We start from the raw sequence: 25,829 nt of genomic DNA on the forward strand, positions 1-25,829 counted from the left end.
CATGCAACAACAGTCCAATAGCCAGAACCCGCTGCCGCGCGACAAACGCTTCACCGGCCCACGTCGCGAACGGTTCAGCTCGCTCACCGAGGCAAGGCGCGACGCCGAATTGCCGGCCGGGGAATTTGAGGAAGAGCACGACGGGCAGGACCGCCCCGAGCGGCGGGACCACTAGGCCATGCAACAGCCCGGCTTTGCCCAGACCAGCAATACGCTGTCGCCGCGTCGCAGTTTTGGCGGCGGCAGCTTTATCGCCAAATTCCTCGAGGCGCAGAACCAGGTCTATCCGCAGGTGCTGGGCGAATTGCGCGCCGGGCAGAAGCGGAGCCACTGGATGTGGTTTGTCTTTCCGCAGATCGCGGGACTGGGCCGCACCGCCACCGCGCGGCATTTCGCCATCGACAGTCTCGATCAGGCCGAGGCCTATCTGGCCCATCCAATCCTGGCCACACGGCTGCGCGAATGCACGCAGGCCGTCTTGCTGCATGGACCGGGCGGCGTGGCCCCGCGCAGCCTGTCGCAGATCTTCGGCTATCCCGATGATCTCAAATTCCACTCATCGATGACGCTGTTTCACCGCGCCGATCCGGATGACGAGGTCTTTATCCGCGCCCTGCGCGCCTTCTTCCGCAGCCGGGAAGATCAGGCGACGGTGGATCTGCTCTAGCGGGAAATGCTGACCAGGCGCCCCTCGCCGCCGGGCGGAATGGACAGCGCCACCTTCAGCGTCGCTGCAGCGACGATTTCCGGCGAACGCTCGGCCCATTCGACCAGCACCACGGCGTCGGGATTGTCGAGCAGGCCGAGTTCATCGACCTCGCGCGGATCGCCCAGCCGGTAAAGATCGGCATGTAGAACCGGCCCCTTGGGCGTGTCATAGGGCTGCACCAGGGCAAAGGTCGGCGACGGCACATCGAGCTTTTCATCACCCGCAAGGACCCGAATGATGGCGCGGGCCAGGGCCGTTTTCCCCGCCCCCAGATCTCCGTCCAGAATGACCAGATCACCCGGCCGCAATGCCGCAGCCAGTTCTGCCCCCAGGGCAGTGGTTGCGGCATCGTCGGGCAGAAAGCTGTCCAGACGCGAAGGGATATGCGAAAAATCGGTGCCCAATTTTCGCCCCTCGCTTACTCGGCAACGCCAGCCATGGCGCTATCGAGCGGGAGGTTCACAACGATGCGGCTGCCGCGCGGTTCGCGCTTTTCGGCGATGATCGTGCCGCCGTGCAAATTGACGAAAGTCTTGACGATGGCGAGGCCGAGGCCCGCGCCGCGCTGGCGGCCGGAGGGCGTGTCGATGCGGGTCTGGATGGCCGCGCGCATTTCGTCGGTGACGCCCGGGCCTTCGTCCTCGATTACAAACAGCATGCGGTCGGCGCGATGCGCCACCGAGAGGCGGATTTCCCCACCGGGCGGGGAGAAGCGAGCGGCGTTGGAGAGCAGATTGTAAAGCACCTGCACGATGCGCGTGCCATCGGCGATGAAGGGCGGCAGACCGCGTTCGATGTCGACCACGAGATTGATCGGCTTTTCGCCCGAGATTTCCGGAAAGGTGGCCGAGAGTCCGGCCTTGGCCTTGTCGATCAGCTGGACCACATCGAGATGCTCGGGCCGCAGTTCGGCAATGCCGGCATCGACCGAGGCGAGGTCGAGGATATTGTCGATCAACACGCCCAGCGTCACCGAGGAGGCGCGGATATAGTCGATATAGGCCTGCTGCCGCTCACTCAGCACGCCGCCCTCGTTGGCCAGCAGGTCGGCAAAGCCGATGATGTTGGTCAGCGGTGAGCGCAGCTCGTAGGAGACATTTTCGACGAAGGCATCCTTGAGCAGGTCGGCGGCGACCAGCGCATCGTTGCGCTCCTTGAGCACTTTCGAATAGCTCGCGCTTTCCGTGACATCGAGGAAGGTCATCATGGTCTGCCCGTCGGGCAGGCGGGTGATGGCATAATCCAGCAGCCGGCCATCGGAGCGGTTCAGCCGGCCGGTCTGGTCGGAGCGGGTCGGGTTGAGGTCTATGATGCCGCGTTTGAGATCCCGCCAGATGCTGGCGCCGTCCTCGGGAATGGCGCGGCCCGAGGCCTCGGCGATCTGGTCGATATGGGGGTTCTTGCCCAGCTCGTTGGTCGGCAGCTTCCACAGCGCCGAGAGGCGCGGATTGGATAGGGTCAGCCGCCCATTGGTGCCAAACACCGCCACCGCTTCCGAGAGCGCGTTGATGGTTTCGCGCTGCACATTGGAGAAGGACTTGTTGGTCGATTCCAGCTGCAGGCGCTCGGTCAGGTCCTCGAAGACATAGATGACGCCCCCCTGCGGGCCGGCAGGCGCCGAGATCACCTTTATGGTGCGACCGTCGGGAAGATGCCAGGGCTCGTCCTCGTGCGGCGTCTTGCGGTTATAGCTTTCAAGGTGCTTGCTGCGCCAGGTCTGGTAGTCGACCACATTGGGCAGCATGCTTTCGGTGCGCAGCTTGTCGAGAATGGCGCGCTCATCGAGACCAGGCACAAGGAAGACCCGGCTCAGGCCCCAGAGCGCGGCGTAGGCCTCGTTGAACTGGACCAGTTCACGCTTGGCATTGAAAATGGCGATCGGCGTGGTCAGCGCGGCAATGATGCCGCCGACATGACCGAGCCCTGCCGCCACCTGCTGACTGCCGTCCTCGGCAGCGGCCGGACGCAGATAGCCGGCGCGACCGCCATTGATGGTGAATTCAACGACTTCAAAGGCACCCAGACCCGGCCAGGCGACGGGCATGGTGCCACCCTGGTCCCCATTGCAGGCAGCCAGGTGCTGGCGCAGCTGGTTGGTGTCGAGCAATTCGGGTGGCGCGGCCTCGGTGCCGTTCTTGCCCGCGGCCTTGGCCAGTTGCAGATAGGCGGCGTTGGCATAGACGAGGCGGTCGGACTTGTCGCGGGCAAAGGCGGGCTGCGACAGGGCCGAAAGCACGGTGCGCACGGAGCTGAGATCACCGGTCGCAGCTGCGGCAACCAGCGTCGGCTCGGCGCCGGGCTGCAAGAAGGCCGGGCGCAGGCGGAGGGCCGCGCCGCCACCAATGACCCAGCCATTGGCGCGGATCAGGCGACCGTCGAGCGTCGTGACGCTGTCGGCAAAGCCATGGCCATGGACCCGCAGATCTTCCAGATGGCGCGCTAGCTTTTCGGCGTCATTGGCATTGAGCCAGGACGCAAAGTTGAGGACGCTTTCAGGACGGCGGCCGATGGGCAGGACCGATGCGGCCTGCCCGAGAAGGCGATGCCCGCCTTCGGTGCTTTCGGTCCAGAGCACCGTGACTTCGCGTGGCCCGGACAGCAGGGCTTCATACTCATCGACCAGGGCGCGCAAGCCGGAAATTTGGTCGCCGGCGCGGCGCTGCTCGAGCTGGCTATTGCTGCGCATGGTGCGCATCAGGGCCAGGGCAAGAATGGCGAAGGCGCCTGCGCCGACGGCAATGGCAAGAGGCGCGGCACCCAGAAAGGCCGCAGGATTGGTGTCCTGAGCGAGGGCGGGGACCGCCGTCATCAGGGTAAGAGGGGCCGCGACAAGCAGTGCGAATCCCCAATGCTTCCGGAAGTGATCCGGCGCCATAGCAGCCCTCTAGGTCAATTGTCGTTGCCAGTCGGTTCCCCAAACGAACCGATACACTTGCACTCAAAAGAAGAGGCCAAACGCAGAATCAGAATTGACTCCGGCCATCTCCGACGCGGTGACTGTCCCCCAGTAACCGAATCATCCTGACCATAGCGGCAGCGAGAATCGCCTAAAAGAGTCTTAATGGGTGTGCATTATGGGCAAAGCACGGATATCGGGGATTGACCGTGAACGAAGCAGCAACCTTCCGAACCGGCGCTGATACCCGTTCGGTGGCGCAATTGTAGGCAAAACTGCCCCTATCATACAGAACCATCGAACGGCACGAAGACGCCGGCCGTGCCCATGGTCACGCGATGGCGCGCCGACGCCTCGGTGTCGCCATAGCGATCGATTGCCCATGACAGCGCCAGTACAAGTTCGAAGACCTCTTCGGCAGTAGCCCCGGCGACGGCCAGCGCTGCCTCTTGGGCCGCTGTCAGAAGCCGTCGGGTCTCCTCGATCATCGGTCTGTTGGCATCGTTCAGGGACGCCGATGGCTCAGCATGGGCTGAGGCAAGGCAATGGGGAAGGTCGTGCCAGATGTGCAGGCGCCAGGCCAATCCAACCAGCCACTCGGCAAGCGCCTGACCAGGCGTGAGGGTTTGAGAGAGCGCCTGCCCATGCTGCAGCGCATCGTCGAAGCTCGATTGAATGACAGCGACGAGCAGGTCGTCGCGCGTGGGAAAGTTCCGGTAGAGCGTGGCATTGCCGACACCGGCCAGCACGGCAATGCCGTCGAGAGGCGCCAGCACGCCCTCGGCCTCGAAGATTTGTCGGGCGGCGGCCAGAATGGCCTGACGGTTGAGCATCGCATCAGCCCGGAGCCCACGCGTCTTTGGCGCGGTTTTTACAGGCTGCCCTTCTGCGGACGAAATTGTCATTCCCCCTCCTTGCTTAAGTGGGGACTGCCCCCATATAAAATCAATTCGGGGAAGATCCCCACTTATATATAGAGAGTTCAAATGCTAAAGTCACTCGAAGGGCGGACGGTTTTGATCACAGGGGCCAATGGCGGTCTCGGCGAACAGTTCGTGATGCAGGCACTGGAGCGTGGGGCCCGCAAGATCTATGCGGCGGCACGCAAGCCGCGTGACTGGGATGACAGCCGCGTTCAACCACTGACACTCGACCTCATGGACGCGCAGGCGGCGATCGACGCTGCACAGCGCGCCGATGACGTCGACCTGCTGGTCAACAACGCCGCCATCGCGCCCGCCGGCGACTCCATGTCGGGTCCTGAAGAGGAGCTGCGGCGCATTTTCGAGACCAATTTTTTTGGCACATTGCGGGTCGCCAATGCCTTTGCGCCCGTCCTGGCAGCACATGGCGGCGGCACCATCCTCAACGTGTTGTCGGCGGCCGCCTGGATTGGGTTATCGACAGGATATTCTGTCTCCAAGGCCGCGATGTGGTCGGCGACCAATGGCCTGCGTTTCCAACTGCAGGCGCAGAAGACCCAAGTTATCGGCCTTCTGGTCGGGATGGTCGATACGCCGATGTCGTCGCGCTGGGATGTGCCGAAGGTGAGCCCGGCCAGTGTCGTGGCGCAGGCCTATGATGGTGTGGTCGATGGCGCGATGGAAATCCTCGCCGATGAACAGACACGTGGCCTAAAAACCATGCTGAGCCTCAAGGGCGAGGAGCTTTATCCCATGCTCCACCAGCAGCTGGCCTCCTTCAAGGCCTGACAACCAAACGGTCGTCGGCCGCTGGCAATCCATAAAAAAGGCCCGACATAGGTCGGGCCTTTTGTTGTTGCGCGTCTTGTCGCCGTATCCGGGTCAGTAGCGGTATTCGCCTGACTTGAACGGGCCTTCGACGGTCACGCCGATATAGTCGGCCTGGTCCTTGGTCAGCTTGGTGAGCTTGGCGCCCAGCTTGGCCAGATGCAGTTCGGCGACTTTTTCGTCGAGATGCTTGGGCAGGACATGCACCTTCTTTTCAAGCTGTTCGCCATTGATCCAGAGTTCGATCTGGGCCAGGGTCTGGTTGGCAAACGAGGCAGACATGACAAAGCTCGGGTGGCCGGTGGCATTGCCCAGGTTCACCAGGCGCCCTTCGGAGAGCAGGATCAGGCGCTTGCCATCGGGCTTTTCGACCAGGTCGACCTGCGGCTTCACATTGGTCCACTTGAAGTTGCGCAGGCCGAGCACGTCGATCTCGTTGTCGAAGTGGCCGATATTGCAGACGATGGCCATGTCCTTGAGCTTGCGCATGTCGTCGACCATCAGCACGTCGCGGTTGCCGGTGGCGGTGACGACGATGTCGGCGCGCTCGGCAGCCTCTTCGAGGGTTACGACCTCAAAGCCTTCCATGGCGGCCTGCAGCGCGCAGATCGGATCGACTTCGGTGACCAGCACGCGGGCGCCGGCGCCACGCAGCGATTCCGCCGAACCCTTGCCGACGTCGCCATAGCCGCAGACGATGGCGACCTTGCCGGCCAGCATGACGTCGGTGCCGCGACGGATGGCGTCGACCAGCGATTCACGGGTGCCGTACTTGTTGTCGAACTTGGACTTGGTGACCGAGTCATTGACGTTGATGGCGGGGAAAGGCAGTTCGCCCTTGGCGTGCAGCTGGTAGAGGCGCATCACGCCCGTGGTGGTCTCTTCGGAGACGCCGCGGATGGCGTCGCGGATCTTGCTGAAGAAGCCCGGGGACTTGGCGAGGCGGCGCTTGATGGTGGCGAAGAAGATTTCCTCTTCCTCATTGCCGGGCTTGTCGAGAATGGAGATGTCCTTCTCGGCCTTGGCGCCGGTCAGGATATACATGGTGGCATCGCCGCCATCGTCGAGGATCATGTTCGGGGTCGTGCCCGGCCAGTCCATCATGCGGTCGGTGAAGTCCCAGTATTCTTCCAGCGTCTCGCCCTTATGGGCAAAGACCGGGATGCCGGCGGCAGCGATGGCCGCGGCAGCATGATCCTGGGTCGAGAAGATGTTGCAGCTGACCCAGCGCACTTCGGCGCCGAGCGCGACGAGCGTCTCGATCAGCACGGCGGTCTGGATGGTCATGTGCAGCGAGCCGGCAATGCGGGCGCCCTTGAGCGGCTGGGCCGCGGCATACTCGGCCCGAATGGACATCAACCCGGGCATTTCGATTTCGGCGATGTCGAGTTCCTTGCGGCCGAAGGCTGCGAGGGAAATGTCCTTGACCGCAAAGTCGTTGGCAGTGGTCGTCATGCTGAGGCTCCGGAGCGCACAGGAAAAGGTTGGCTCTGCTATACGCAAGGCCAGCCCGCTTATCAACTCGGGACATAAAGAAATGCTTATATCTATCTAGCGATAGGCCGCGTACCGCCGCTTGCGGATCTGCTTGATCGGCAAAGCGCAGAAGCGCCAGAGGCCGGACATGACCAGATAGCCCAGGATCAGCCCGACGCCGGCATAGAGGATGCCTTCCATCGTGACGGGCACGGCCGGCTTGTAGTTTTCGAGGGTCCGGCGGCCGATGTCGCTGTCGAGATAGGCTGGCAGGGACTGCAGGCGCTCCACCGGATCGGCATTCTGGATCTGCGCCAGGGTGCCGCTCAACTGTTCCAGTCGCACGAAATTGGCGGCTTCGCTGGTGCCACGGCCAACGATGAAGCCGTCGGTGGCGGTATTGTAGCGGTCCAGCGCTTGCTGGCGGTCCAGCCCCGCCGCAGCGGCCTCGGTGTCGAAACGCTGGGTGATGATGCGCAATTCATCCACGGCACCGCCGAGACGCTGGGTGTATTGCTGGGCATATTCGGGGAATTGGCTGAGGACAACGGCCAGTCCGACGCCACCGATCCCCGCTATCACTCGCCGCATGACCTGCTCCTCGATGCCAGGAAGAATGGGCTGGTCATGGTTACGGTTGCATGAAGGCGTGTTGCCAGATCAGTCGAGCGAGACGGATAGCGTGCCCTTGAGGTTGAAATTGCCGCCGCCCTGGCCGATGCCGTCATAGCCGATGGAGGATTTCCAGCGCGTGCCGCTGGGCAGGTCGATATTGAGCGTGCCCTCGAGGCCGCTGCGGATGCCGTCGACGGCGAGGTCGGTGCCGTTCTCGGCGACCAGATTGGCCACCGTATTGAGCTTGAGGCCGGTGGTGACGATGATCTTGTTGACCGTGGTGAGCTTGTAGGAAACGCTCGGGCCGACCGCCAGTTCGCTGGTCGCCTTGCGCTGCGCCTCAATGATGGCGCCGTCGGCATCGACGCCTTCCGGTGCCGAGGCGGAAAAATGGGTGAGTTTTACCTGTGGTCCGAAGGTCCACTGATTGGCGGTCCATTTGCCGGTCAGCGATGTGGTCATCAGCCAGTTCGAAGCCTGGCTCTGGCCCGCGAGGCCACCGCGGGCGCCCAGCACGTCGACATAGAGGTTCTCGCTCAGCCGCGCCGTGCCGAAACCGCCCAGGCTCCAACCGGCAATGGCGGCGGAGGCGGCGAGATCGGTCTGGGCAAAGGTGCCAAGCAGCAGCTTTTCGCTGACCAGATAGTCGACACCGGTGCTGAGCGTGGCGAGGTGATGGCTGGCGCTGGATTCCTGCTTGGGCATGGCGCGACCCTTGACCCAGAGATCATAGAGGCGTGGCTTGCGGTTGCCGCCCAGCTTGTCGAAGGCGGCGAGCGAGGCTGCGACCGGGATGGGGCTACCGGACATGACGCCGGGCAGCGCCTTCATGAAGGGGCCGGCCGAATTGGAGATCTGCACCGTTCCCTTGATCCGGTCGGTGCGGTCCGATGTTGTTGGCAGGTTGGCGACGATGATGCGGTTGCGCTCCATCATCTGGCCAAGGTCGGGCGTACCCTGCGCCTTTGCCGGCGCAGCAGCGATCAGAGCGAGCAGCAATGCCGCTGGCAGCAGCCGCAAAAGGCCGCGCCCTGCCCAAAGGGGCCGGAACCATCCCACCATGTTCGTATGCGGTCCCTGTCACGCATGAGCGCTGCCGGCCAAACGCCCAGGCAGACGCAATCAGGGAAGCCCCAAGGACTGACGCTGGCTTCCCGCTCATCTCCCGCGGGAGACTGGCTGCAAAATCGCGCTTATCGCCGTCATGATCCAGCCCCTCACGGTCAAATGAGCCATGAGCTGAGAGGGAAGGTCAAAGCCGATCTGGAAAGGATTTGTTTACGAAGCGGCGGGCGGGCAATCAGCCGGCGATGCCGTCGCTGTCTTCGTCAAAGCCATTGTTGACCAGCTCGACAATGGCTTCCAATGCCTCGCGGGCCTGCTTGCCGCTGGCCTGGACGAGGATGGTCGAACCCGGTCCGGCACCCAGCATCATCAGGCCCATGATGGAATTGCCGTTGACCGAGGAGCCGTCCTTTATCACCGATATATTGGCGTCAAAGCATTCGGCCGTGCGAACGAAACGGGCCGAAGCGCGGGCGTGCAGGCCCTTGCGGTTGACGATGGTGAGTTGCTGGGCGACCGCCCGGCTGCCGCCCGATCCGTCCATTTACCGGAATATCCGCAAAGCTGAGATCGGGAGCGGGGTCGCGCGCCAAAACGCCATGTCAGGTGGCTCCGAGGATCGAATTGGCGACGGTGATATATTTGCGGCCCGCTTCCTGGGCCAGGCTGACGGCATCCTTGATGGCCATGTCGTTGCGCACGCGACCGAGCTTGACCAGCATGGGCAAGTTGACGCCAGCGATCACTTCCACTTCGCGATTCTGCATGACGGAAATGGCCAGATTGGAGGGCGTGCCGCCGAACATGTCGGTCAGGATGATGACGCCTGCGCCATTGTCGGCCTTGTCGACCGCGGCAAGGATGTCGTTACGCCGATTTTCCATATTGTCGTCGGGACCGATAGCGATGGTCTCGCAATATTCCTGTGGCCCCACGACATGTTCGAGAGCCGATTTGAATTCATTGGCGAGCGCACCATGCGTCACCAGAACCAGACCTATCATGCAACGTCCCCAGCCTGCCGCGCCACGCCCTGGCGCCCACGGCATTCCAGCAATTCCTGCCCCCTGTCCATGTGGCTCCCAAGCCGACACGAACGCGAACCCGGCCCAGTAGGACGAGCATGGTTCATTTTCGGCCTGTAACGGCCCGGATTCAAGTGGTTTTTTCTCACGGTGCCGTGGGTTGCGGTCCAAGAGCGGCAATCGCCTCGATCACCAGCAACATCTGATGCGCCACGCCGACCACATCGCCATAGGGCACGGGCGTGCGCGCAATGCGGACGCCGGCCAGTTCGGTGACCAGTTCGTCTTCCTCGAGCATGCGGACGAGATCGGGCACGAGATCGACGACGAGATGGAGCGGCACGGGGCTCTGGTGCGGGCGCTTGACGATGCCGCGGCCGCGCAGTTCGATCAGCCCGGCAAGGCTGTCGGGCGCCTGCATGTCGAGGTCGTCGCCTCGCTGCAGCAGATCGACACGGTCGTCGGAGACGAGAAAGGCGGGGAGCCCCCTGCCCTCCCAGCGATCAAGCAGCGTCAGGGCAAGCACGGACTTTCCAGCGCCGGATGGCCCGCGCAGCAGGACACCCGTCTCGCCCAGCAGCAGGCCTGTTCCGTGAACATTGAGTGGCTTGGTCATGACGATAATCTATTTGCGGGCACGCGGTAACACAACCGTGAACGCAGCGCCGGAGCGGTCCTGTCTGTTATGCGCCCGAATGGTCCCCTTATGCGCATCGACAATCTGCTTGGAGATCGACAGGCCGAGGCCCGAGTGATCGCCAAAGCTCTCGCCTTCCGGTCGATCGGTATAGAAGCGCTGGAAGATCTTCCCGACATCCCCGGTAATACCGGGCCCTTCGTCGGTCACCATGACGGTGATCAATTCGGCATCGGTGGAGAGCGCAACGCGCACCACGCCACCTTCGGGCGAAAAGCTGACGGCATTGTCGATCAGATTGGCAAAGACCTGCGCCAGCCGGCTCTCGTGGCCATTGATGATGGCGGCGCCCTTGCCGGTTCCGGCGCGCTTGTCCATTTCGACCTTCACGCCGCGCCCATGCGCCATGTCGCCCTGTATCGACACCATGGCCTCTGCGAGCTTCTCGACATCGACGCGTTCCGAGCCCTCTCGGGCCAGTTCGGCATCGAGGCGGCTGGCGCTCGATATATCGGTGATAAGGCGGTCGAGACGTTTGACGTCATGCTGGATGATGTCGTTGAGACGATCCTTGTCCTCCTGCCGCTTGGCCAGCGGCAGGGTTTCGACGGCACTGCGCAGGGATGTCAGCGGGTTCTTGAGCTCATGGGCGACGTCGGCAGCAAAGCGCTCGATGGCCTCGATGCGATTATAGAGCGCATCGGTCATACGCCGCAGCGCGCCCGAAAGATGACCGATCTCGTCGGGACGGTCGGTAAAATCGGGGATTTCGGCGCGGGCATTGCCGGCCGTCTGCACGCGCTCGGCAGCTTCGGACAGGCGGCGCATCGGACCAGCGATGGTGCCGGCCATCAGCAGCGAGAGGGCAATCTGAACGATGGCAGCGATGCCGGCGATGCGCAGGATGCTCCAGCGCTCCTGTGCCACGATCGAATCGATGTCGCCCGGCGCAGTCGAGAGCAGGATGGCGCCGACTACGGCGCGCAGGCGCTGCACCGGCACGGCCACTGACACCATGAGCTGGTTCTGCGCATCGAGACGGACAAAATCGGCCGGCGCCCCCGCAAGCGCCGAGGCAACCTCGGGATAGCGATTGCCCTCGTCGATGCCATATTCCTGATATTTCGGGAAATTGTCGCCCGGCACCCAGGCGAGCACGGCATTCCACCAATCCCACAGGAAGAACTCGGGCGGCTTGGTGTCGATCACCGTCCGCATCACCTCGCCACGAGCATAGATATTGTCGCTGTCGAGGATTTGCAGTCCGCCCTGGTCGTAGATGCGGGCGCGCGTGCGGGTCGGCGTGATGAGATTGCGCAACAGCGGCGCGACCCGCTCCGGGCTGATCGGGAATTCAAGGCTCGGGTCGAAATAGGAGAGCGAGGAAATCGAGCCCGCGCCCTGCAATTCGAGCAGGCGGTCGGGATTGACCGAGATCACGTCGCTATTGACCGTGGCCGAGGCGGCTATGGCCGCAGCAATGATTTCGCCCTGCACGCGCAGCGACTGCACGCGTGCATCGATAAGGCCGGCACGCCACTGGTTGAGGTAGAGAATGCCCACGACCAGAACCAGCAGGCCCGCCAGGTTGAGCACGATGATGCGCTGGGTGAGGCTGGAAAAGATCGAGAAGTTGAGGAAACGCACCACGGCGTTTCCCAACTTGTAGAAGGGCGCCAGCAGCATGCGCCAGCGCCTCGCCGGGGACGTCCTCGACTTCTGGTCAGCCGTATCCTGCCCCGGCGCCTGCCATTCGGCAGCGTCGGGTTTGGAGCTGGTTTCCGGGTCGAGAACGGCCACTTTTGCGCCTATTGTTCCTTGAAGCGATAGCCGACGCCATACAGCGTCTCGATCATTTCGAAGTCGTCATCGGTCGCCTTGAACTTCTTGCGCAGCCGCTTGATGTGGCTGTCGATGGTGCGATCGTCGACATAGACCTGGTCGTCATAGGCGGCGTCCATCAGCGCATTGCGCGACTTGACGACGCCCGGACGCAGGGCAAGCGCCTGCAGGATCAGGAATTCGGTGACGGTCAGCGTCACGCGCTGGCCCTTCCAGGTGCAGGTATGGCGTTCTTCGTCCATCACCAGCGAGCCGCGCTCGATCAGCGCCTTGCCCGGCGCGGCGTCGCCGGCGGCACCGGCAGGTGCCGAGGGATCGCGGGGTGCGGAACGGCGGAGGATCGCCTTGACGCGCTCGACCAGCAGGCGCTGGCTGAAAGGCTTGGTGATGAAGTCGTCGGCACCCATCTTGAGGCCGAACAGCTCGTCGATCTCTTCATCCTTGGAGGTGAGGAAGATCACCGGCACATCGGATTTCTGGCGCAGGCGGCGCAGCAGTTCCATGCCGTCCATGCGGGGCATCTTGATATCGAGAATAGCCAGGTCAGGCTTGTCGGTGGTCAGTCCCTCGAGGCCCGAGGCTCCATCGGTATAGGTGGCAACCTGGTATCCCTCGGCTTCCAGCGTCAGCGAGACGGAGGTGAGGATATTGCGGTCGTCATCAACCAGCGCGATTTTTGGCATATTCTGCCTTTCTTGTTCGGACGCTTGCAAACAGGCGGCTCTATGGGCCGCTTTTACATGCTTGCAGGCGACAAATACGCATTAAATAAGGCGTGGCCAAGAGCAGCGCCGGTTCTGTGCACACGCATACGCAGATGCAACTTCCGTCTTACGACCCATTTCGGGATGGTTGTCTGACGAATTCGTCCCGTATTTTCAGCTCCATAGCAGGCGGCGCCTTTGCCGCCGAAGCGACGGAGCATGCTGCAATGACCCAGTTCGACCACGAAGCCCTCAGGAGCGCTGTCGCTGCACAGGCTGGATCGGTATCCATCAACGATATCGCGCCAAGGCTGGTTGCACGCTCGCTACAGGGCGAAGAGTCGCAGCTGACGGCCGATGGCGCGGTCAGCGTGCGGACCGGCGCCTTCACCGGCCGGTCGCCCAAGGACAAGTTCATCGTGCGCGATGGCCTGACCGAGACCAGCGTCTGGTGGGATAATTCGGGCGCCATGAGTCCGGCCCATTTCGACGTGCTGCTCGACGATGCGATCGCCTCGTTTGGCGGCGTGGCGGCTTTCCGACAGGATCTCTTGGCGGGCGCCGATCCGCGCCACCAGTATGGCGTGACCGTGCTGACGCCCAGCGCCTGGCATGCGCTCTTCATCCGCAACCTGCTCATTCGCCCCGGCGAGGGCATCGAGACCAGCGTCAGTGCAGCGCCGGTGACCATCATCCACGCGCCGCGCTTCAAGGCTGATCCGGCCCGCCATGGCAGCCGCACGGATACGGTGATCGCGCTCGACATGAGCCGCAATATCGTCGTCATCGCCGGCACGCTCTATGCGGGCGAGATCAAGAAGTCGGTGTTCTCGCTGTTCAACTTCCACGCGCCGCGCCAGGGCGTGCTGCCGATGCACTGCTCGGCCAACCTTGGCAAGGATGGTGAGGCCGCGTTGTTCTTCGGCCTGTCGGGCACCGGCAAGACCACGCTCAGCAATGACCCTGACCGCCCACTGATCGGCGATGACGAGCACGGCTGGAGCCAGGACGGCGTCTTCAATCTGGAGGGCGGGTGCTATGCCAAGACCATCAAGCTCAGCCCGACGGCCGAGCCGGAAATCCACGCGGCGACCAAACGCTTCGGCACGGTGCTGGAAAATGTGGTGCTCGACGATGCTCATATACCCGCGTTCGACGACGTCTCGCTGACCGAAAACACCCGCGCGGCCTATCCGATCCACGTCCTGCCCTCGATCGCTAGGGGGAGCGTGGGCGGCACGCCCAAGACCGTGGTCTTCCTCACAGCCGATGCCTTCGGCGTGCTGCCGCCGGTGGCGCGGCTGACATCTGAACAGGCGGTCTATCATTTCCTCTCGGGCTACACCGCCAAGGTGGCCGGCACCGAACGTGGCGTTACCGAACCGCAGGCGACTTTCTCGGCCTGTTTCGGCGCGCCCTTCATGCCGCTGCACCCAACCGTCTATGGCGACATGCTGGCTGAAAAGCTCGAACAGAGCGGCGCTACCGCCTGGCTGATCAATACCGGCTGGACCGGCGGCGGCTATGGCGTGGGCAAGCGGATCGACATTGCCTCGACCCGTCGCCTGCTCACGGCAGCGCTGGATGGTTCACTCGACGAGGCCGAAATGCGAGAGGACGAACTCTTCGGCTTCGAAGTGCCGCTGAGCGTGCCGGGCGTCGATGCCAGGCTGCTGACACCGCGCGCCACCTGGGCCGATGCGGACGCCTATGACCGCCAGGCCATGCATCTGGCCGGCCTGTTCCGCGCTAATTTCGAGAAATTCGGCACCGGCGCCAATGCAGCGCCGGGCCCACGTCTGGCTCAGGCTGCCGAATAGCCCAGCTCGACGCGCCGACCTTCCCTCGAAGAGCGGAGCATGGCGTCGATCAGGCGATGCACAAGCAGGGCCGTCTCGCCGGTGGAAACTGGGGGACGGCCTTGTCGTATGGCATCGGCGAAATCCGTGATCTGGGCGGCATGCCAGTCAAAGGGAAAGGCCATGGGATCGGCACCGCCGCCACCCTCGGTGGTTTCGCCCTCGACAATGGTTTCGCCGGACATGGTGTGGATGGTCAGGTTACCGGCGGTCAGCGTCGCGGTCGCCTTTTGGAAGTTCAGCGTCAAACTTTCCGGGCTACCCGGAAAATTCGCCGTGGTCGCCATGACCGCCCCCACAGCGCCACTGGCGAATTCGATACCGGCCGAAACGAAGTCCTCGGTCTCCATCTCATGCAGTCGCGTCGTTCGCGCCATGGCGGTCACAGCCTTTGCGGCGCCGGTGTAGCTCAGCATCAGGTCGAGCGAGTGGATGGCCTGGGTCAGGAGAACGCCCCCGCCATCCTGGGCGAGCGTACCGCGGCCAGGCTGGTCATAATAGCCAGCCTGGGGTCGCCACCATGGAACGGACAATTGAACCGCTTCAATCCGTCCGTAACGATGGTCGGCAACAGCCTCGGCGAGGAGCTTTGACGCCCGACGAAAACGGTGCTGGAAGATGATGCCGAGCGGAATGTTCGAAGAAGTCGTGCAGCATGCCTGGATGGCTTCTGCCGCCTCCAGCGTCCGCTCCATCGGCTTTTCCATCAGCACCGGAATGCCGGCTTTCGCCGCCGCCTCGATGATGGGCAGGCGGGCGTTAGGCGTCGTCAGCACCAGCAGAGCGTCGATGCGGGGGTCGGCCAGCAGCGCCTCAATGCTTTCCGCTTCAGGAAATCCATAGGTCTGACAGAACTTTGCCCGTTCCTCGGCATTGCGGCGATAGACGCCGATGACGGCTATGTCCCTGGCCAGCGATTGCAGCGCCAGCGCATGGGGCTTGGCGCCCATGCCTGCGCCAACCACTCCATAGGCAAACCGTCCCTGCGCATCCGTCATCGCCATCCTCCTCAGGCTAAAGGCTTGGGGGATCATACATATCGAAGCGGCGATGAGAAGCGTCAGGACGCCTTGAGCCAGGAGCGGCCAATGAGAAAGGCCTCGAGGTCAGCGGCACTGAGCGGGCGGGAGAAGGCGTAGCCCTGCAGGATATCGACGCCCAAATCCCGAAGGATGACAGCATGTTGCATGGTCTCGACACCCTCGGCGACCACTTCGATGCCCATGGATTTGCCAATATCGACGATCGAGGCCAGCAATTGCCGCTGCATGGGATCATCGAGGATCGGATGAACCAGCTGGCGGTCGATCTTCATCCGCTTGGGACGAAGCTTTTGTAGAGAGACGATAGAGGCATAGCCGGTTCCGAAGTCGTCGATCTCGACATCGATCCCCAACTCCTTGATCTGGTCGATGTTCCAGCCGACCAGCGCATCGCTCTCGTCGAGATAGATCGATTCCACCAGCTCGAAAGCGATGCGGCCGGGCTCGATGTCGAGCTCCAGCAGACCTTTGATCAGGTCCTCGTCATGCAGGCGGCGATGCGAGACATTGACGGAAGCACGCGGCACGTCGAGCTTGATGGCATCCCAATGGTCCAAAGCCCCCAGGGTCTGCGCCAGGATGATGCGGTCAAGCGTGGCGACGACGTTAAGCTCCTCGGCGATCGGAAGAAAAACGTCTGGCGAGCGCAGGCCGTGAGTGGGATGGATCCAGCGCGCCAGGGCTTCAACGCCGACGACTTCAAGCGTCCTGGCGTCGAACTGGGGCTGGAACCAGGCGACAAATTCGTTGCGTTCCAGCCCGTTGAGGATTTCGTCGGCCAGTTTCTTGGTCTTGACCACCTCGGCCTGCAGGGCCTCGGAAAAGAACTCGTGGCGATTGCGGCCCCGTGCCTTGGCCCGATAAAGCGCGATATCGGCATTGATCAGCAGGCGCTGCGGATCCACCGCCGGCCCGCGATCGGCGGCGATGCCAATGCTGACGCCGAAGCGGCATTCGTGGCCCTGGTAGGCGACCGGCTGGCGCATTTCACGCGTGATGCGATCGGCCAATGCGCCCAGGTAGAAGTCGCCTTCTGCCGCCGTGGTCAGCACGACGAATTCGTCGCCGCCAATGCGGGCCACGAAGTCATGATAGCTGCAGGCATCGCGCAGGATGGCCGCGGCATGGATCAACATGGCGTCGCCGGCGGCATGACCCAAGGTGTCATTGATCTGCTTGAAGCGGTCGAGGTCGACATGCAGCATGGCCATGCTGCCGGTGCCGCGGTAGCCCTCCAGAGCTTCACGGCGCAGGACCTCGTCGAGATACCGCCGGTTGGGCAGGCCAGTGAGGCTATCGTGCAGCGCATTGTGCTCGATGCGGGTGCGGGCTGCCTCGAGTTCGCGATTGCGCGCCTCGGTCAAAAGATTGGCATGGCGCAATTCATCGTTGAGCACCACGTCCGAGGTCACATCCCAATTCACCCCCACGACACGGTCTGGCACGCCCGGCTCGCGGAACAGCGCCCCCATGGAACGGACGTGGCGGATGGTCGTATCGGGCAGCAAGACGCGGTATTGCGACTCGTAGCGCCCCGTGGCGATCATGCGGCGAAAATCGGCTTCGGCACGCTCCTGATCATCGGGATGCACGGCCGCCTTCCAGTGCTCGTGGTTGCGGGCATCGTCATCCACGGTCAGCCCATAGAGCTCATTGGTGCGCGCGTCCCAGTTCTCCTGACCGCTGGCGAGGTCCATTTCCCAAACCCCCACCTTGGAGACATCCAGCGCCAGGCCAAGCCGGCGGGAGAGATCTTCGAGGTCCTTCTCACGGGATTTCAGCTCGCGGAAATGGCTCTGGCGCTCGCCGAGCAGACGGCCGGTAATGACGATGGGCAGCAGGATCAATGCACCGGCGATGACCATGGCGAGGCGCAACAGCAGGCGTTCGCTGTCCGCAGCGTTCCAGCCGCCCTTGGGGATAGCCGCGATTTCCCAGCTGCCGGAGGGCAGAATGACCCTGGCAGTCACCGGAGCGGAGGCGGCGAGGTTGCGACCAAAGAATCGCGTCCCTTCGAGTCCGCCCATTTCCAGCGACGATATCGAGATTTCAATGCCCAGCCCGGAATCGAGCAGGCCGCTGTCGAGATAGAGGCGACCGACATCGACAACCGCGGAGACCACGCCCCAGAAGCGGCGACCAGAGGGTGTGTCGGTATGCACCGGAAAGCGGCCGACAAAGCCGCGGCCGCCCTGCACCAGATCGACCGGGCCGGCGAGGACCAGCTTGTCGGTATCGCGTGCGCGCATGACCGATGCGCGCTGCTCCTCGTTGTTGAGATAGTTGAGGCCGATGGCTTTTTCATTGCCCGCCAGCGGATAGGTCATGGAGACGATGAGGTCGGGCGCCGCCGCGATGGAGCGGAGCTGGCTTTGCTCTTCGAAGATATTGGCGACCAGCGCCGAGAACCGGGTCTGATCCATGTCCGGCTCGGTGGAAATGGTGGACACCAGACCACGGACGAGCTGCAGATTGCCGTTGATATTGCCTTCGAGCTTGGCGCGCACCAGGGCGACTTCCGCAAGTACGTCAGTGCGCTCGCGCTCCTCGTTGAGGATGCCGCTCTGGCGATCGAGAAACCAGCCGCCGACGCAGAGAACCGCAATGGCCAGCAAAGCGGGGAGCAACGTCGGACGCAGCCAGTTCAGGCGATCATACCGACTATTCCTGATGTCCCTAGCCACGTGCCTGATACCTCCGGCCAGCACAGCATAGTCCTCGAGACAGGTTTAAGTTCGGCTTATCGGTTCGCCAACGTGCTGTCGTGGTTAGCGGGGGGCTAACAGGCTTCGATCAGCGTGACGCCGGCGTCATTACAGCGCTGCCGGAAGCTCGCCGAAACCAGCCGGTCGGTGACAAAGGTGCCGATCTGGTCGATGCGGGCGATGCGCACCGGCGCGGAGCGGGCGAACTTGCCCTGATCGGCGACCAGAATAACGTGGCGGGCATTGGCGATGATGGCCTGCGCCACCTTGACCTCGCGATAGTCATAATCAAGCAGCGCGCCATCCTCATCGAGCGCCGAGGCGCCGATCACCGCATAATCGACCTTGAACTGGGAAAAGAAATCCGCCGCCGCCTCGCCAACAATGCCGCCGTCGGAAGGGCGGACAACACCACCGGCGATCACCACCTCAAGCCGTGGATAGACCCGCAGGCGATTGGCGACATTGATATTGTTGGTGACGACCAACAGGCCCGCGTGATCGAGCAGAGCCTGGCTGACCGCCTCGGTGGTGGTCCCGATATTGATGAACAGCGAGGCATCATTGGGGATGAGCGCTGCGGCCGCCTTGCCGATGGCATCCTTGGCCTCGGCGGCGATGCGTCGGCGTGCTTCATATTCGAGGTTCTCGACGCCCGATGGCAGGGTCGCGCCGCCATGCAGGCGGCTTAGCAGGCGCTGGTCGCAGAGCGTGTTGAGATCCTTGCGGATGGTCTGCAGGGACACGCCGAAATGGCTCGACAGTTGCTCCACCGTTACCCGGTTGTGCAGGCGCGCCAGTTCGAGGATGGCCTGGTGTCGGGTGGCGGTATCGCTCATGCCGGCTCGAAGTCCCCAGGCGTTGCACCAATGGCGACCAGGCCGCCGGCAAAGCGGCGCGCGTTCCTGACATAGCGTTCAGCCGAAGCGGCCAGCGCCGCGACGCCGGCTGCATCGATTTCCCGGACCACCTTGCCCGGCGCGCCCAGCACCATGGAATTGTCGGGGATGACCTTGTTTTCGGTGACCAGTGCATTGGCGCCGATGAGGCAGTTCCTGCCGATTTTGGCGCCGTTGAGAATGGTGGCCCCCATGCCGACCAGCGTGTTGTCGCCAATGGTGCAGCCATGGACGATCGCCGCGTGGCCGATGGTGCAATTCTCGCCAATGCTCAGCGGGTAGCCGGTGTCGGTATGCAGCACGCAGTTTTCCTGAACATTGCTGCGGGCGCCGATGCTGATGATCTCGATATCACCTCGCGCCACCACGCCGAACCAGATGCCAACGTCCGGGCCAATCTCGACATCACCGACGAGCACCGCAGTTGGAGCGATCCAGGCGACGTCGGGGTGAATGCGCGGGGCCGTTCCATCAAGGGCATAGAGGGGCATGGTCGTCTCCTTAGGGCGTGACCCCATAGGCTTGGCGCATCTGGGCGATTTCTGCCAGTGCTGTTTCGACGCGGCTCCAGTCGTCGCGCTCGACGATGGGCTCCCACATCGCCTCCACCTCATCGACCAGCATGGTGCGCGGCGTGGTCCGGGCAAAATAGGCATGGTCGAGGTTGACGTCATTGGCCGGGCCGTAGTTCTCAAGGCCATTGGCAACCGGACGAAAGGCTTCGCTGGCATACAGTTCTGCCGAGGGTGAGCGGGCGGCGCGTTCGGCGCTGAGAGTGCCGCCGCGCCAGTCGAAAAAAAACTGCTCGTAAGAAGCCTTGCTGCTCAACAGGAAGCCGAAGAGTTCGGTGACAAAAGCGCCATCGCTCTCGGTATCACGTGGCGTCAATCCGAGGCGACGCAACATCTGGCGCGGCAGCTCTTCGCGAAAGATCGGCCAGACTGTGTTCAGCGCCGGCTCCAGCGCTTCGATGCTCGACAAGGGCAGGAGGCATTCGGCCAGCCGGGTCAGGTTCCAGGCCAGGGTGTCGGGTTGGCGGCCGAAGCTATAGAGACCGGTCTCATCAAAATAGGCGGCGGTGAATCCTGGATCGTAATGTGGCAGGAAACGCCAGGGGCCGTAGTCAAAGCTTTCGCCGGTGATGTTGATATTGTCGGTATTGAGCACGCCGTGGACAAAGCCGGCCGCAGTCCATTGCGCGCCAAGCCTTGCAACATTGGCGACGACGGCCTGAAGGAAAGCTGCAGGCTTGTCGGCAGCCCCTGCCAGATCGGGATAATAATTGGCGATGCAATAGTCGAGCAGTTGGCTGATGCTGTCGGTGTCCTCGAGATAGGCGAGGCGCTGGAAGGTGCCGATGCGGATATGGCTGTGGCTGAGCCGGGTCAGGACCGACGATCGCGCCGGCGATGGTTCATCCTGGCGATAAAGTTCCTCGCCAGTTTCAATCAGCGACAGGCTCTTGGAGGTATAGACGCCCAGCGCCTCCAGCATTTCCGTCGCCAGCACTTCGCGCAGCCCGCCCTTGAGCGTCAGCCGCCCGTCACCGCCGCGCGACCAGGGCGTCTTGCCGCTGCCCTTGGTGCCGAAGTCGAGCAGGCGAGGGTCTTCAAGGTCATGGGCCTGGGCAAAGAGAAAGCCGCGGCCGTCGCCGAGATCGGGATTGTAGCTGCGGAATTGATGGCCGTGATAGCGCAGGGCCAGTGGCTGTGGCAGCGAACCGGGCAGCGGCTCGAAACGGCCGAAATGGGTCAGCCATTCGGCCTCGCTCAAACCATCGAGCCCAACCCGGCTGGCCCAGCGCTGGTCGCGATGGCGCAGCACGGTTTTGGGAAAATCTGCGGCATCTACCTGATCGAAAAAGGCCCGACCGAGAGACAGATGGTTTTGCGAGGGACGAAATAGTGACATGGCTCAGACACTAATGCGCAAGTCTGCTCTTCGCCATCCCGCCTAGCAAGCGAGTCCAAATCGCCCTATATCACGCAGGATGAAATCCCAGAGCGATATCCTGCGCCTCGCGCCCTTTCAGGCCGTCATTTTCGATATGGACGGCACGCTGCTCGACACCGAAAGCGTGTTCAAGACCATCGTCTTCGAGGTCTGCACCGAGCTCGGCTTCGAGATGACCGATGCGGTGCATATGTCCATGGTGGGTGGCAGCCACGAGCATACCAATCGCCTGCTGCTCGAATCCTATGGCGTTAGCTTTCCCTATACATTGTTCGACGAGCGCTGCCGCGTGATCATGCGCGAGCGCAGCCATGGCGGCGTACCGATGAAGCCGGGCGCGCTGGAGCTGGTCACCGAATTGCGCGAGCGCAAGATCCCGACCGCCGTTGCCACCTCCTCGCGCAATCCGCATGCCCAGCATCATTTGGGCGCAGCAGGCCTGCTCGACCTGTTCGATACGGTGGTCACACGCGACGACGTGGTCAATCCCAAGCCGCATCCCGAACCCTATCTCACGGCCGCCAAACGGCTGGGGGTCGATCCGCTGCATTGCCTGGCGCTGGAAGACAGCCATGCCGGCGTGCGGGCTGCCCATGCCGCCGGCATGCAGACGGTGATGGTGCCTGACCTCGTCCATCCCAGCGAAGAAATCCGGGCGCTGGGCATTGCCGTGATGGAGAGCCTCGATCACGTACGGCTGGCGGCCTTTGATCGTCACTAGGCGTTTGAAAGTCACGTTCTTGCAGAGCCCGGCCCGCGTGCCGGGCTTTTCTTTGCGACCTGCATTGTCGCAAGCGCATTCCGTAAACTTTTAGGCTTTGCCGAAAGCAGGCCCTAACCACCCAACAAAGCGCTGTATTTAAAGGGTTTTCATATCGACTTGGGTCGATTAACCCTAACTTAACAAGCTAACGACTATGGTTAAGCAGTCGTAAATTTGATCTTCCCACGCGTGCGGACCTTGGATAGGGTGCAGCCGGAAGTGACGAGGACCTGCAACGACAGGTCTTTAACGAAGGTTCGCCAGATACGGCTGGACGGGCTCAGGGGTAAGGACGGGGCATGGGTCTGAGCTGGCGGAATATTGCTGTGCGTGCGTTTTCGCATGTGCTCGCCCTCGGCGCGATCGCGCTGGTTCTGTTTATCACCCTTGTTCCTGCACATGCCCAGACGCTGCGCGTCGCTGACGTAACCCCCTTCGAAGTTCCTGCCGACCTTATCACCCTGCGCGAACAGCCTGCCATTGGCCCGACCTTTGTTGGCATGGCACCTGGTCAGCAGGCGCTGACCCCGGCCCTGCTCGCCAATTATGTCGATCGCCAGAACAAGCTGCGGGCGCTGGATGTGCTGGGACTGCAGGAGCAGGAAGAACTGACCGCCGACGTGCTGATGGGCTATATCGCCCGCGGTTCGATGGGCGAGGGCAATAGCGCCGTGTCGGCCATTGCCAGCTTTGCGGCACCGACCGCTGCTATCGAGCCCGACCTTAACCCGACAATGCTGGCGGCCTATGTCGAGACCGGCTACCAGCCGCTCGCCGCCCGCCTGCAGCATGCCGATGCCGAGCGCGATTGCCTGGCACAAGCGATCTATCACGAGGCCCGCGGCGAGAGCCAGGCTGGCCAGTTGGCCGTCGCCAATGTCATCGTCAACCGCGCCCGTTCCGGCAAGTTCCCGTCGACCCTTTGCGGCGTCATCTACCAGAATGCCGACAAGGGCTATCACCGCTGCCAGTTCACCTTTGCCTGCGACGGCCGCAATGATGCACCGGGCGAACGCAATGCCTGGAAGCGCTCGGCCGAACTGGCCCAGTCGGTCTATGCCGAATTCGCGCTGGGTGACGATGTGGGCGCGGTTCCCGGTTCGGCGCTTTACTATCACACCACTGCGGTCAACCCGTCGTGGTCGAACACCTACAATGCCGTCGCCGAAATCGGCTCGCATATCTTCTATTCGCCCAACTAGACGGGTTGGCTGCGCGATCCACGCGGCCTCTTCCAAAATCCAGGCAAACAAAAATCCCCGCTTGCGCGGGGATTTTGCATTGGGCGATCTGCCTCTGTGTCAGACAGCCAGAGCGGCTTTCCTGGCAAGGCGGGCCTTGATGTTCTCGATGCTGGAGTCCGGCGTCGCGGCGAAGAGGCTCTTGGTATAGGCGTGCTGCGGATTGGCGAACACGTCGTCGCGCGTGCCGTGTTCCACCACATCCCCGAAATACATCACCATCACCTCGTCGGCGATATAGCGCACGACCGAAAGGTCATGGCTGATGAAGACATAGGTCAGGCCGAACTCATCCTGCAGGTCCTTGAGCAGGTTGAGGATCTGCGCCTGGACCGACAGGTCGAGCGCCGAGACGGGCTCGTCGAGAACGAGGAAGCTCGGATTGAGCATCAGGGCACGGGCAATGGCGATACGCTGGCGCTGGCCACCGGAGAACATATGCGGGTAGCGGCCGAAATGCTCCGGACCGAGGCCGACCTTGATCAGCATGGCCATGGCCTTTTCGCGGCGCTCGGTAGCGGACATGTCGGTGTTGAGCAGCAGCGGCTCGGCCAGGACATCACCGATCTTCTGGCGCGGGTTGAGCGAGCCATAGGGGTTCTGGAAGACGATCTGCACCTTCTGGCGCATTTCCTTGCTGACGCCATGGCTGGCATCGACCTTGTTGCCATCGATCAGGATGTCGCCGGAAGTCGCCGGGTCGATCAGGGTGATCATACGGGCGAGCGTTGACTTGCCACAGCCGCTTTCGCCAACCACGGCCAGCGTGCGGCCCTTTTCAAGCTTGAAGTTCACGCCCTTGACGGCATGGACCACCTTGGCGGGGCGGAGGAAGCCACCCGAAGAGACATAGTCGCGCTTGAGGTCGCGCACTTCGAGAACGGGGGTGCTCATCGGGCGGTCTCCACTTCGGCGGCAAAGTTGAAGTCGGCCACCGTGGGCAGGCGATCGCCCACCGCATTCTCCGGCAGGGCCGACAGCAGCGCGCGGGTGTAGTTTGACTTGGGATTTTCGAAGAGGGAGAGCACGTCGGCCTCCTCCATCTTGTGGCCCTTGTACTGCACGATGACGCGATCGGCCGTCTCGGCGACCACGCCCATGTCATGGGTGATCATGATCAGGCCCATGCCAGTTTCGGACTGGAGGCGGACCAGCAGGTCAAGGATCTGCTTCTGGATGGTCACGTCGAGCGCCGTGGTGGGTTCGTCGGCGATCAGGAGCTTTGGATTGCAGGAGATGGCCATGGCGATCATGACGCGCTGGCACTGGCCGCCTGACATCTGATGCGGGAAAGCGCCGAGGCGTTCGGCGCCATCCTTGATGCCGACGAGGCGCAGCAGTTCGACGGCACGATCACGCGCCGCCTTGCCCTTGAGGCCAAGATGCTTGCCCAGCACTTCCTCGAGCTGAAAGCCCACCGTGAAACAGGGGTTGAGGCTCGCTACGGGCTCCTGGAAGATCATGGCAATGTCGTTGCCGATAATCGCGCGCTTTTCGCGTGCCGTCATCGCCAGGAGGTTGCGGCCCTCGAATTCCATCTTGTCGGCAGTAACCGTGGCGGTCGAGGGCAACAGGCCCATGACAGCCAGCATGGCCACCGACTTGCCGGAACCCGATTCACCGACGATGGCGAGGACTTCATGCGCATCGACCGAGATATCAATGCCGTCCACGGCCCTGAACAGGCCGATCGAGGTATCGAAGGAGACGGAAAGATTTTTGATTTCAAGCAGGGGCATGGCGTCAGCTCCTCTTGAGCTTGGGATCGAGGGCATCACGCAGGCCGTCGCCGACCAGATTGATGGCCAGAACAGTGATGAGGATGGCAAGACCCGGGAAGGTCACGACCCAGGGGGCCTTGGTGATGAATTCGCGGGCCGAGGCCAGCATGGTGCCCCATTCCGGGGTCGGTGGCTGGGCGCCCATGCCAAGGAAGCCAAGGGCCGCAGCCTCGAGGATGGCATTGGAAAAGCTCAACGTCGCCTGGACGATCAGGGGCCCGAGGCAATTGGGCAGGATGGTCACCAGCATCAGCCGGAAGTGGCCAGCGCCGGACAACTTGGCAGCGGTCACATATTCGCGGCTCTTCTCGGCCATCACCGCGGCACGCACGAGGCGGGCAAAATGCGGCTGCAGCACGAGGGCAATGGCGATCATGGCATTGAAGAGGCCCGGCCCCAGGATGGTCACCAGCACCAGCGCCAGAAGGATCGGCGGGAAGGCGAGGATGATGTCCATGATGCGCATGATCAGCGCATCGACCCAGCCGCGGAAATAGCCGGCGAGGACGCCGAGGATGACGCCGACGATCATGGCCGCCACGACCACAAAGAAGCCGATGAACAACGAATAGCGGGCGCCGTGGATGAGCCGGCTCAACATGTCACGACCGACCGGATCGGTGCCAAGCAGGAAGCGCGGATCGGCATTGGCATCCCAGAAGGGCGGCTTCAAGAGCGCATCGCGATACTGGAAGATCGGCGAATGGGGCGCGATGAAATCGGCCAGCAGGGCAAAGACGATCAGGATGGCAAAGACCGTCAGGCCGATGACGGCGCCGCGGTTCATCGAGAAATAATACCAGAATTCGCGCAGGCCCGAGACGGGCTTGCTGGCGGTCACGGTGGGTTCAGTGGATGTGGTCAT

Annotated in this window: 25 protein-coding genes; 6 read left to right on the top strand and 19 right to left on the bottom strand. The window is 62.7% G+C overall.

What is annotated here, in order from left to right; all coding sequences use genetic code 11:
• Window position 1 precedes the first annotated feature (1 nt).
• The gene (locus P0Y65_16675; GenBank protein ID WEK03807.1) at window positions 2-175 is read left to right on the top strand and encodes a hypothetical protein; all 174 of its coding nucleotides are present in this window, start codon (window positions 2-4) and stop codon (window positions 173-175) included.
• Between the two features lie 3 nt (window positions 176-178).
• Window positions 179-667, top strand: coding sequence for a DUF1810 domain-containing protein (locus tag P0Y65_16680; GenBank protein ID WEK03808.1), 489 nt, complete (start codon window positions 179-181; stop codon window positions 665-667).
• On the opposite strand, the gene tsaE is transcribed toward P0Y65_16680, so the two are convergent.
• The 3 genes from tsaE to P0Y65_16695 form a co-directional block, all read right to left on the bottom strand.
• The gene (gene tsaE, locus P0Y65_16685; GenBank protein WEK03809.1) at window positions 664-1,113 is read right to left on the bottom strand and encodes a tRNA (adenosine(37)-N6)-threonylcarbamoyltransferase complex ATPase subunit type 1 TsaE; all 450 of its coding nucleotides are present in this window, start codon (window positions 1,111-1,113) and stop codon (window positions 664-666) included. The two genes, P0Y65_16680 and tsaE, sit on opposite strands and share 4 nt — an antisense overlap.
• A 14-nt stretch (window positions 1,114-1,127) precedes the next feature.
• Window positions 1,128-3,518 carry a PAS-domain containing protein gene (locus tag P0Y65_16690; protein WEK03810.1) on the bottom strand — a complete coding sequence of 797 codons (2,391 nt, stop codon included), beginning with the start codon at window positions 3,516-3,518 and terminating at the stop codon, window positions 1,128-1,130.
• A 371-nt stretch (window positions 3,519-3,889) separates the two neighbouring features.
• The gene (locus P0Y65_16695) at window positions 3,890-4,510 is read right to left on the bottom strand and encodes a TetR/AcrR family transcriptional regulator (protein ID WEK03811.1); all 621 of its coding nucleotides are present in this window, start codon (window positions 4,508-4,510) and stop codon (window positions 3,890-3,892) included.
• Window positions 4,511-4,591: 81 nt separating this feature from the next.
• Here P0Y65_16695 and P0Y65_16700 point away from each other — a divergent pair, with 81 nt between their 5' ends.
• Window positions 4,592-5,317 (top strand): SDR family oxidoreductase, encoded by a 726-nt coding sequence (locus tag P0Y65_16700; protein WEK03812.1) that lies wholly within the window; start codon window positions 4,592-4,594, stop codon window positions 5,315-5,317.
• A gap of 93 nt (window positions 5,318-5,410) precedes the next feature.
• On the opposite strand, the gene ahcY is transcribed toward P0Y65_16700, so the two are convergent.
• The 8 genes from ahcY to P0Y65_16740 all read right to left on the bottom strand — a co-directional run bounded on the left by ahcY (window position 5,411) and on the right by P0Y65_16740 (window position 12,699).
• A complete protein-coding gene (gene ahcY / locus P0Y65_16705; GenBank protein WEK03813.1) occupies window positions 5,411-6,811 on the bottom strand; it encodes an adenosylhomocysteinase in 1,401 nt (466 codons plus the stop codon).
• Between the two features lie 96 nt (window positions 6,812-6,907).
• Complete coding sequence (locus tag P0Y65_16710) at window positions 6,908-7,423, bottom strand: DUF2937 family protein (GenBank protein WEK03814.1); 516 nt, start codon at window positions 7,421-7,423, stop codon at window positions 6,908-6,910.
• Between the two features lie 69 nt (window positions 7,424-7,492).
• Window positions 7,493-8,467: an autotransporter outer membrane beta-barrel domain-containing protein gene (locus tag P0Y65_16715; protein ID WEK03815.1), complete on the bottom strand. Its 975-nt coding sequence runs from the start codon at window positions 8,465-8,467 to the stop codon at window positions 7,493-7,495.
• Between the two features lie 280 nt (window positions 8,468-8,747).
• Entirely contained in the window at window positions 8,748-9,056 is a 309-nt protein-coding gene (locus P0Y65_16720) for an HPr family phosphocarrier protein (protein WEK03816.1), read from the bottom strand.
• A 58-nt stretch (window positions 9,057-9,114) separates the two neighbouring features.
• Window positions 9,115-9,516 carry a PTS sugar transporter subunit IIA gene (locus P0Y65_16725; protein ID WEK03817.1) on the bottom strand — a complete coding sequence of 134 codons (402 nt, stop codon included), beginning with the start codon at window positions 9,514-9,516 and terminating at the stop codon, window positions 9,115-9,117.
• 166 nt (window positions 9,517-9,682) lie between these two features.
• Entirely contained in the window at window positions 9,683-10,153 is a 471-nt protein-coding gene (locus tag P0Y65_16730) for an HPr kinase/phosphatase C-terminal domain-containing protein (protein WEK03818.1), read from the bottom strand.
• Between the two features lie 9 nt (window positions 10,154-10,162).
• On the bottom strand, window positions 10,163-11,974 hold the full coding sequence (locus tag P0Y65_16735; GenBank protein WEK03819.1) for a sensor histidine kinase: 1,812 nt from the start codon (window positions 11,972-11,974) through the stop codon (window positions 10,163-10,165).
• An 8-nt stretch (window positions 11,975-11,982) separates the two neighbouring features.
• Complete coding sequence (locus tag P0Y65_16740; protein WEK03820.1) at window positions 11,983-12,699, bottom strand: response regulator transcription factor; 717 nt, start codon at window positions 12,697-12,699, stop codon at window positions 11,983-11,985.
• A 248-nt stretch (window positions 12,700-12,947) separates the two neighbouring features.
• Here P0Y65_16740 and pckA point away from each other — a divergent pair, with 248 nt between their 5' ends.
• Window positions 12,948-14,540, top strand: a complete 1,593-nt coding sequence (gene pckA / locus P0Y65_16745) for a phosphoenolpyruvate carboxykinase (ATP) (GenBank protein WEK03821.1) — start codon at window positions 12,948-12,950, stop codon at window positions 14,538-14,540.
• Here the strand turns inward: pckA and P0Y65_16750 are convergent.
• From P0Y65_16750 to P0Y65_16770, 5 genes are all read right to left on the bottom strand, one after another.
• The gene (locus P0Y65_16750) at window positions 14,525-15,577 is read right to left on the bottom strand and encodes a Gfo/Idh/MocA family oxidoreductase (protein ID WEK03822.1); all 1,053 of its coding nucleotides are present in this window, start codon (window positions 15,575-15,577) and stop codon (window positions 14,525-14,527) included. The two genes, pckA and P0Y65_16750, sit on opposite strands and share 16 nt — an antisense overlap.
• A 62-nt stretch (window positions 15,578-15,639) precedes the next feature.
• Window positions 15,640-18,249, bottom strand: coding sequence for an EAL domain-containing protein (locus P0Y65_16755; GenBank protein ID WEK03823.1), 2,610 nt, complete (start codon window positions 18,247-18,249; stop codon window positions 15,640-15,642).
• A gap of 152 nt (window positions 18,250-18,401) precedes the next feature.
• A complete protein-coding gene (locus tag P0Y65_16760) occupies window positions 18,402-19,166 on the bottom strand; it encodes a DeoR/GlpR family DNA-binding transcription regulator (GenBank protein ID WEK03824.1) in 765 nt (254 codons plus the stop codon).
• On the bottom strand, window positions 19,163-19,717 hold the full coding sequence (locus tag P0Y65_16765; GenBank protein ID WEK03825.1) for a gamma carbonic anhydrase family protein: 555 nt from the start codon (window positions 19,715-19,717) through the stop codon (window positions 19,163-19,165). Before P0Y65_16765 ends, P0Y65_16760 begins: the two co-directional genes overlap by 4 nt.
• 10 nt (window positions 19,718-19,727) lie before the next feature.
• Window positions 19,728-21,137: a YdiU family protein gene (locus P0Y65_16770; GenBank protein ID WEK03826.1), complete on the bottom strand. Its 1,410-nt coding sequence runs from the start codon at window positions 21,135-21,137 to the stop codon at window positions 19,728-19,730.
• Window positions 21,138-21,216: 79 nt separating this feature from the next.
• Here P0Y65_16770 and P0Y65_16775 point away from each other — a divergent pair, with 79 nt between their 5' ends.
• On the top strand, window positions 21,217-21,900 hold the full coding sequence (locus P0Y65_16775; GenBank protein WEK03827.1) for an HAD family phosphatase: 684 nt from the start codon (window positions 21,217-21,219) through the stop codon (window positions 21,898-21,900).
• A 368-nt stretch (window positions 21,901-22,268) separates the two neighbouring features.
• Window positions 22,269-23,144 carry a cell wall hydrolase gene (locus tag P0Y65_16780; protein ID WEK03828.1) on the top strand — a complete coding sequence of 292 codons (876 nt, stop codon included), beginning with the start codon at window positions 22,269-22,271 and terminating at the stop codon, window positions 23,142-23,144.
• A 99-nt stretch (window positions 23,145-23,243) separates the two neighbouring features.
• Here the strand turns inward: P0Y65_16780 and P0Y65_16785 are convergent, their stop codons facing one another.
• From P0Y65_16785 to P0Y65_16795, 3 genes are read right to left on the bottom strand one after another with little or no spacing between them, the layout of a single operon-like run.
• Window positions 23,244-24,077, bottom strand: a complete 834-nt coding sequence (locus tag P0Y65_16785; protein ID WEK03829.1) for a dipeptide ABC transporter ATP-binding protein — start codon at window positions 24,075-24,077, stop codon at window positions 23,244-23,246.
• Entirely contained in the window at window positions 24,074-24,922 is an 849-nt protein-coding gene (locus tag P0Y65_16790) for an ABC transporter ATP-binding protein (GenBank protein ID WEK03830.1), read from the bottom strand. The genes P0Y65_16785 and P0Y65_16790 overlap by 4 nt, the downstream gene beginning before the upstream one ends.
• A gap of 4 nt (window positions 24,923-24,926) precedes the next feature.
• Window positions 24,927-25,829 (bottom strand): ABC transporter permease subunit, encoded by a 903-nt coding sequence (locus P0Y65_16795; GenBank protein WEK03831.1) that lies wholly within the window; start codon window positions 25,827-25,829, stop codon window positions 24,927-24,929.

The sequence above is a fragment of the Candidatus Devosia phytovorans genome (genome assembly GCA_029202405.1).
In the GTDB taxonomy this organism is placed as follows: Bacteria; Pseudomonadota; Alphaproteobacteria; order Rhizobiales; family Devosiaceae; genus Devosia; species Devosia phytovorans.

Coding starts and splice junctions, on each gene's coding strand:
- P0Y65_16700 (WEK03812.1), top strand. CDS start 4,592: ATGCTAAAGTCACTCGAAGGGCGGACGGTTTTGATCACAGGGGCCAAT.
- P0Y65_16775 (WEK03827.1), top strand. CDS start 21,217: ATGAAATCCCAGAGCGATATCCTGCGCCTCGCGCCCTTTCAGGCCGTC.
- P0Y65_16795 (WEK03831.1), bottom strand. CDS start 25,829: ATGACCACATCCACTGAACCCACCGTGACCGCCAGCAAGCCCGTCTCG.
- pckA (WEK03821.1), top strand. CDS start 12,948: ATGACCCAGTTCGACCACGAAGCCCTCAGGAGCGCTGTCGCTGCACAG.
- ahcY (WEK03813.1), bottom strand. CDS start 6,811: ATGACGACCACTGCCAACGACTTTGCGGTCAAGGACATTTCCCTCGCA.
- P0Y65_16790 (WEK03830.1), bottom strand. CDS start 24,922: ATGCCCCTGCTTGAAATCAAAAATCTTTCCGTCTCCTTCGATACCTCG.
- P0Y65_16785 (WEK03829.1), bottom strand. CDS start 24,077: ATGAGCACCCCCGTTCTCGAAGTGCGCGACCTCAAGCGCGACTATGTC.
- P0Y65_16750 (WEK03822.1), bottom strand. CDS start 15,577: ATGACGGATGCGCAGGGACGGTTTGCCTATGGAGTGGTTGGCGCAGGC.
- P0Y65_16680 (WEK03808.1), top strand. CDS start 179: ATGCAACAGCCCGGCTTTGCCCAGACCAGCAATACGCTGTCGCCGCGT.
- P0Y65_16725 (WEK03817.1), bottom strand. CDS start 9,516: ATGATAGGTCTGGTTCTGGTGACGCATGGTGCGCTCGCCAATGAATTC.
- P0Y65_16720 (WEK03816.1), bottom strand. CDS start 9,056: ATGGACGGATCGGGCGGCAGCCGGGCGGTCGCCCAGCAACTCACCATC.
- P0Y65_16690 (WEK03810.1), bottom strand. CDS start 3,518: ATGACGGCGGTCCCCGCCCTCGCTCAGGACACCAATCCTGCGGCCTTT.
- P0Y65_16710 (WEK03814.1), bottom strand. CDS start 7,423: ATGCGGCGAGTGATAGCGGGGATCGGTGGCGTCGGACTGGCCGTTGTC.
- P0Y65_16675 (WEK03807.1), top strand. CDS start 2: ATGCAACAACAGTCCAATAGCCAGAACCCGCTGCCGCGCGACAAACGC.
- P0Y65_16730 (WEK03818.1), bottom strand. CDS start 10,153: ATGACCAAGCCACTCAATGTTCACGGAACAGGCCTGCTGCTGGGCGAG.
- P0Y65_16760 (WEK03824.1), bottom strand. CDS start 19,166: ATGAGCGATACCGCCACCCGACACCAGGCCATCCTCGAACTGGCGCGC.
- P0Y65_16770 (WEK03826.1), bottom strand. CDS start 21,137: ATGTCACTATTTCGTCCCTCGCAAAACCATCTGTCTCTCGGTCGGGCC.
- P0Y65_16765 (WEK03825.1), bottom strand. CDS start 19,717: ATGCCCCTCTATGCCCTTGATGGAACGGCCCCGCGCATTCACCCCGAC.
- P0Y65_16695 (WEK03811.1), bottom strand. CDS start 4,510: ATGACAATTTCGTCCGCAGAAGGGCAGCCTGTAAAAACCGCGCCAAAG.
- P0Y65_16740 (WEK03820.1), bottom strand. CDS start 12,699: ATGCCAAAAATCGCGCTGGTTGATGACGACCGCAATATCCTCACCTCC.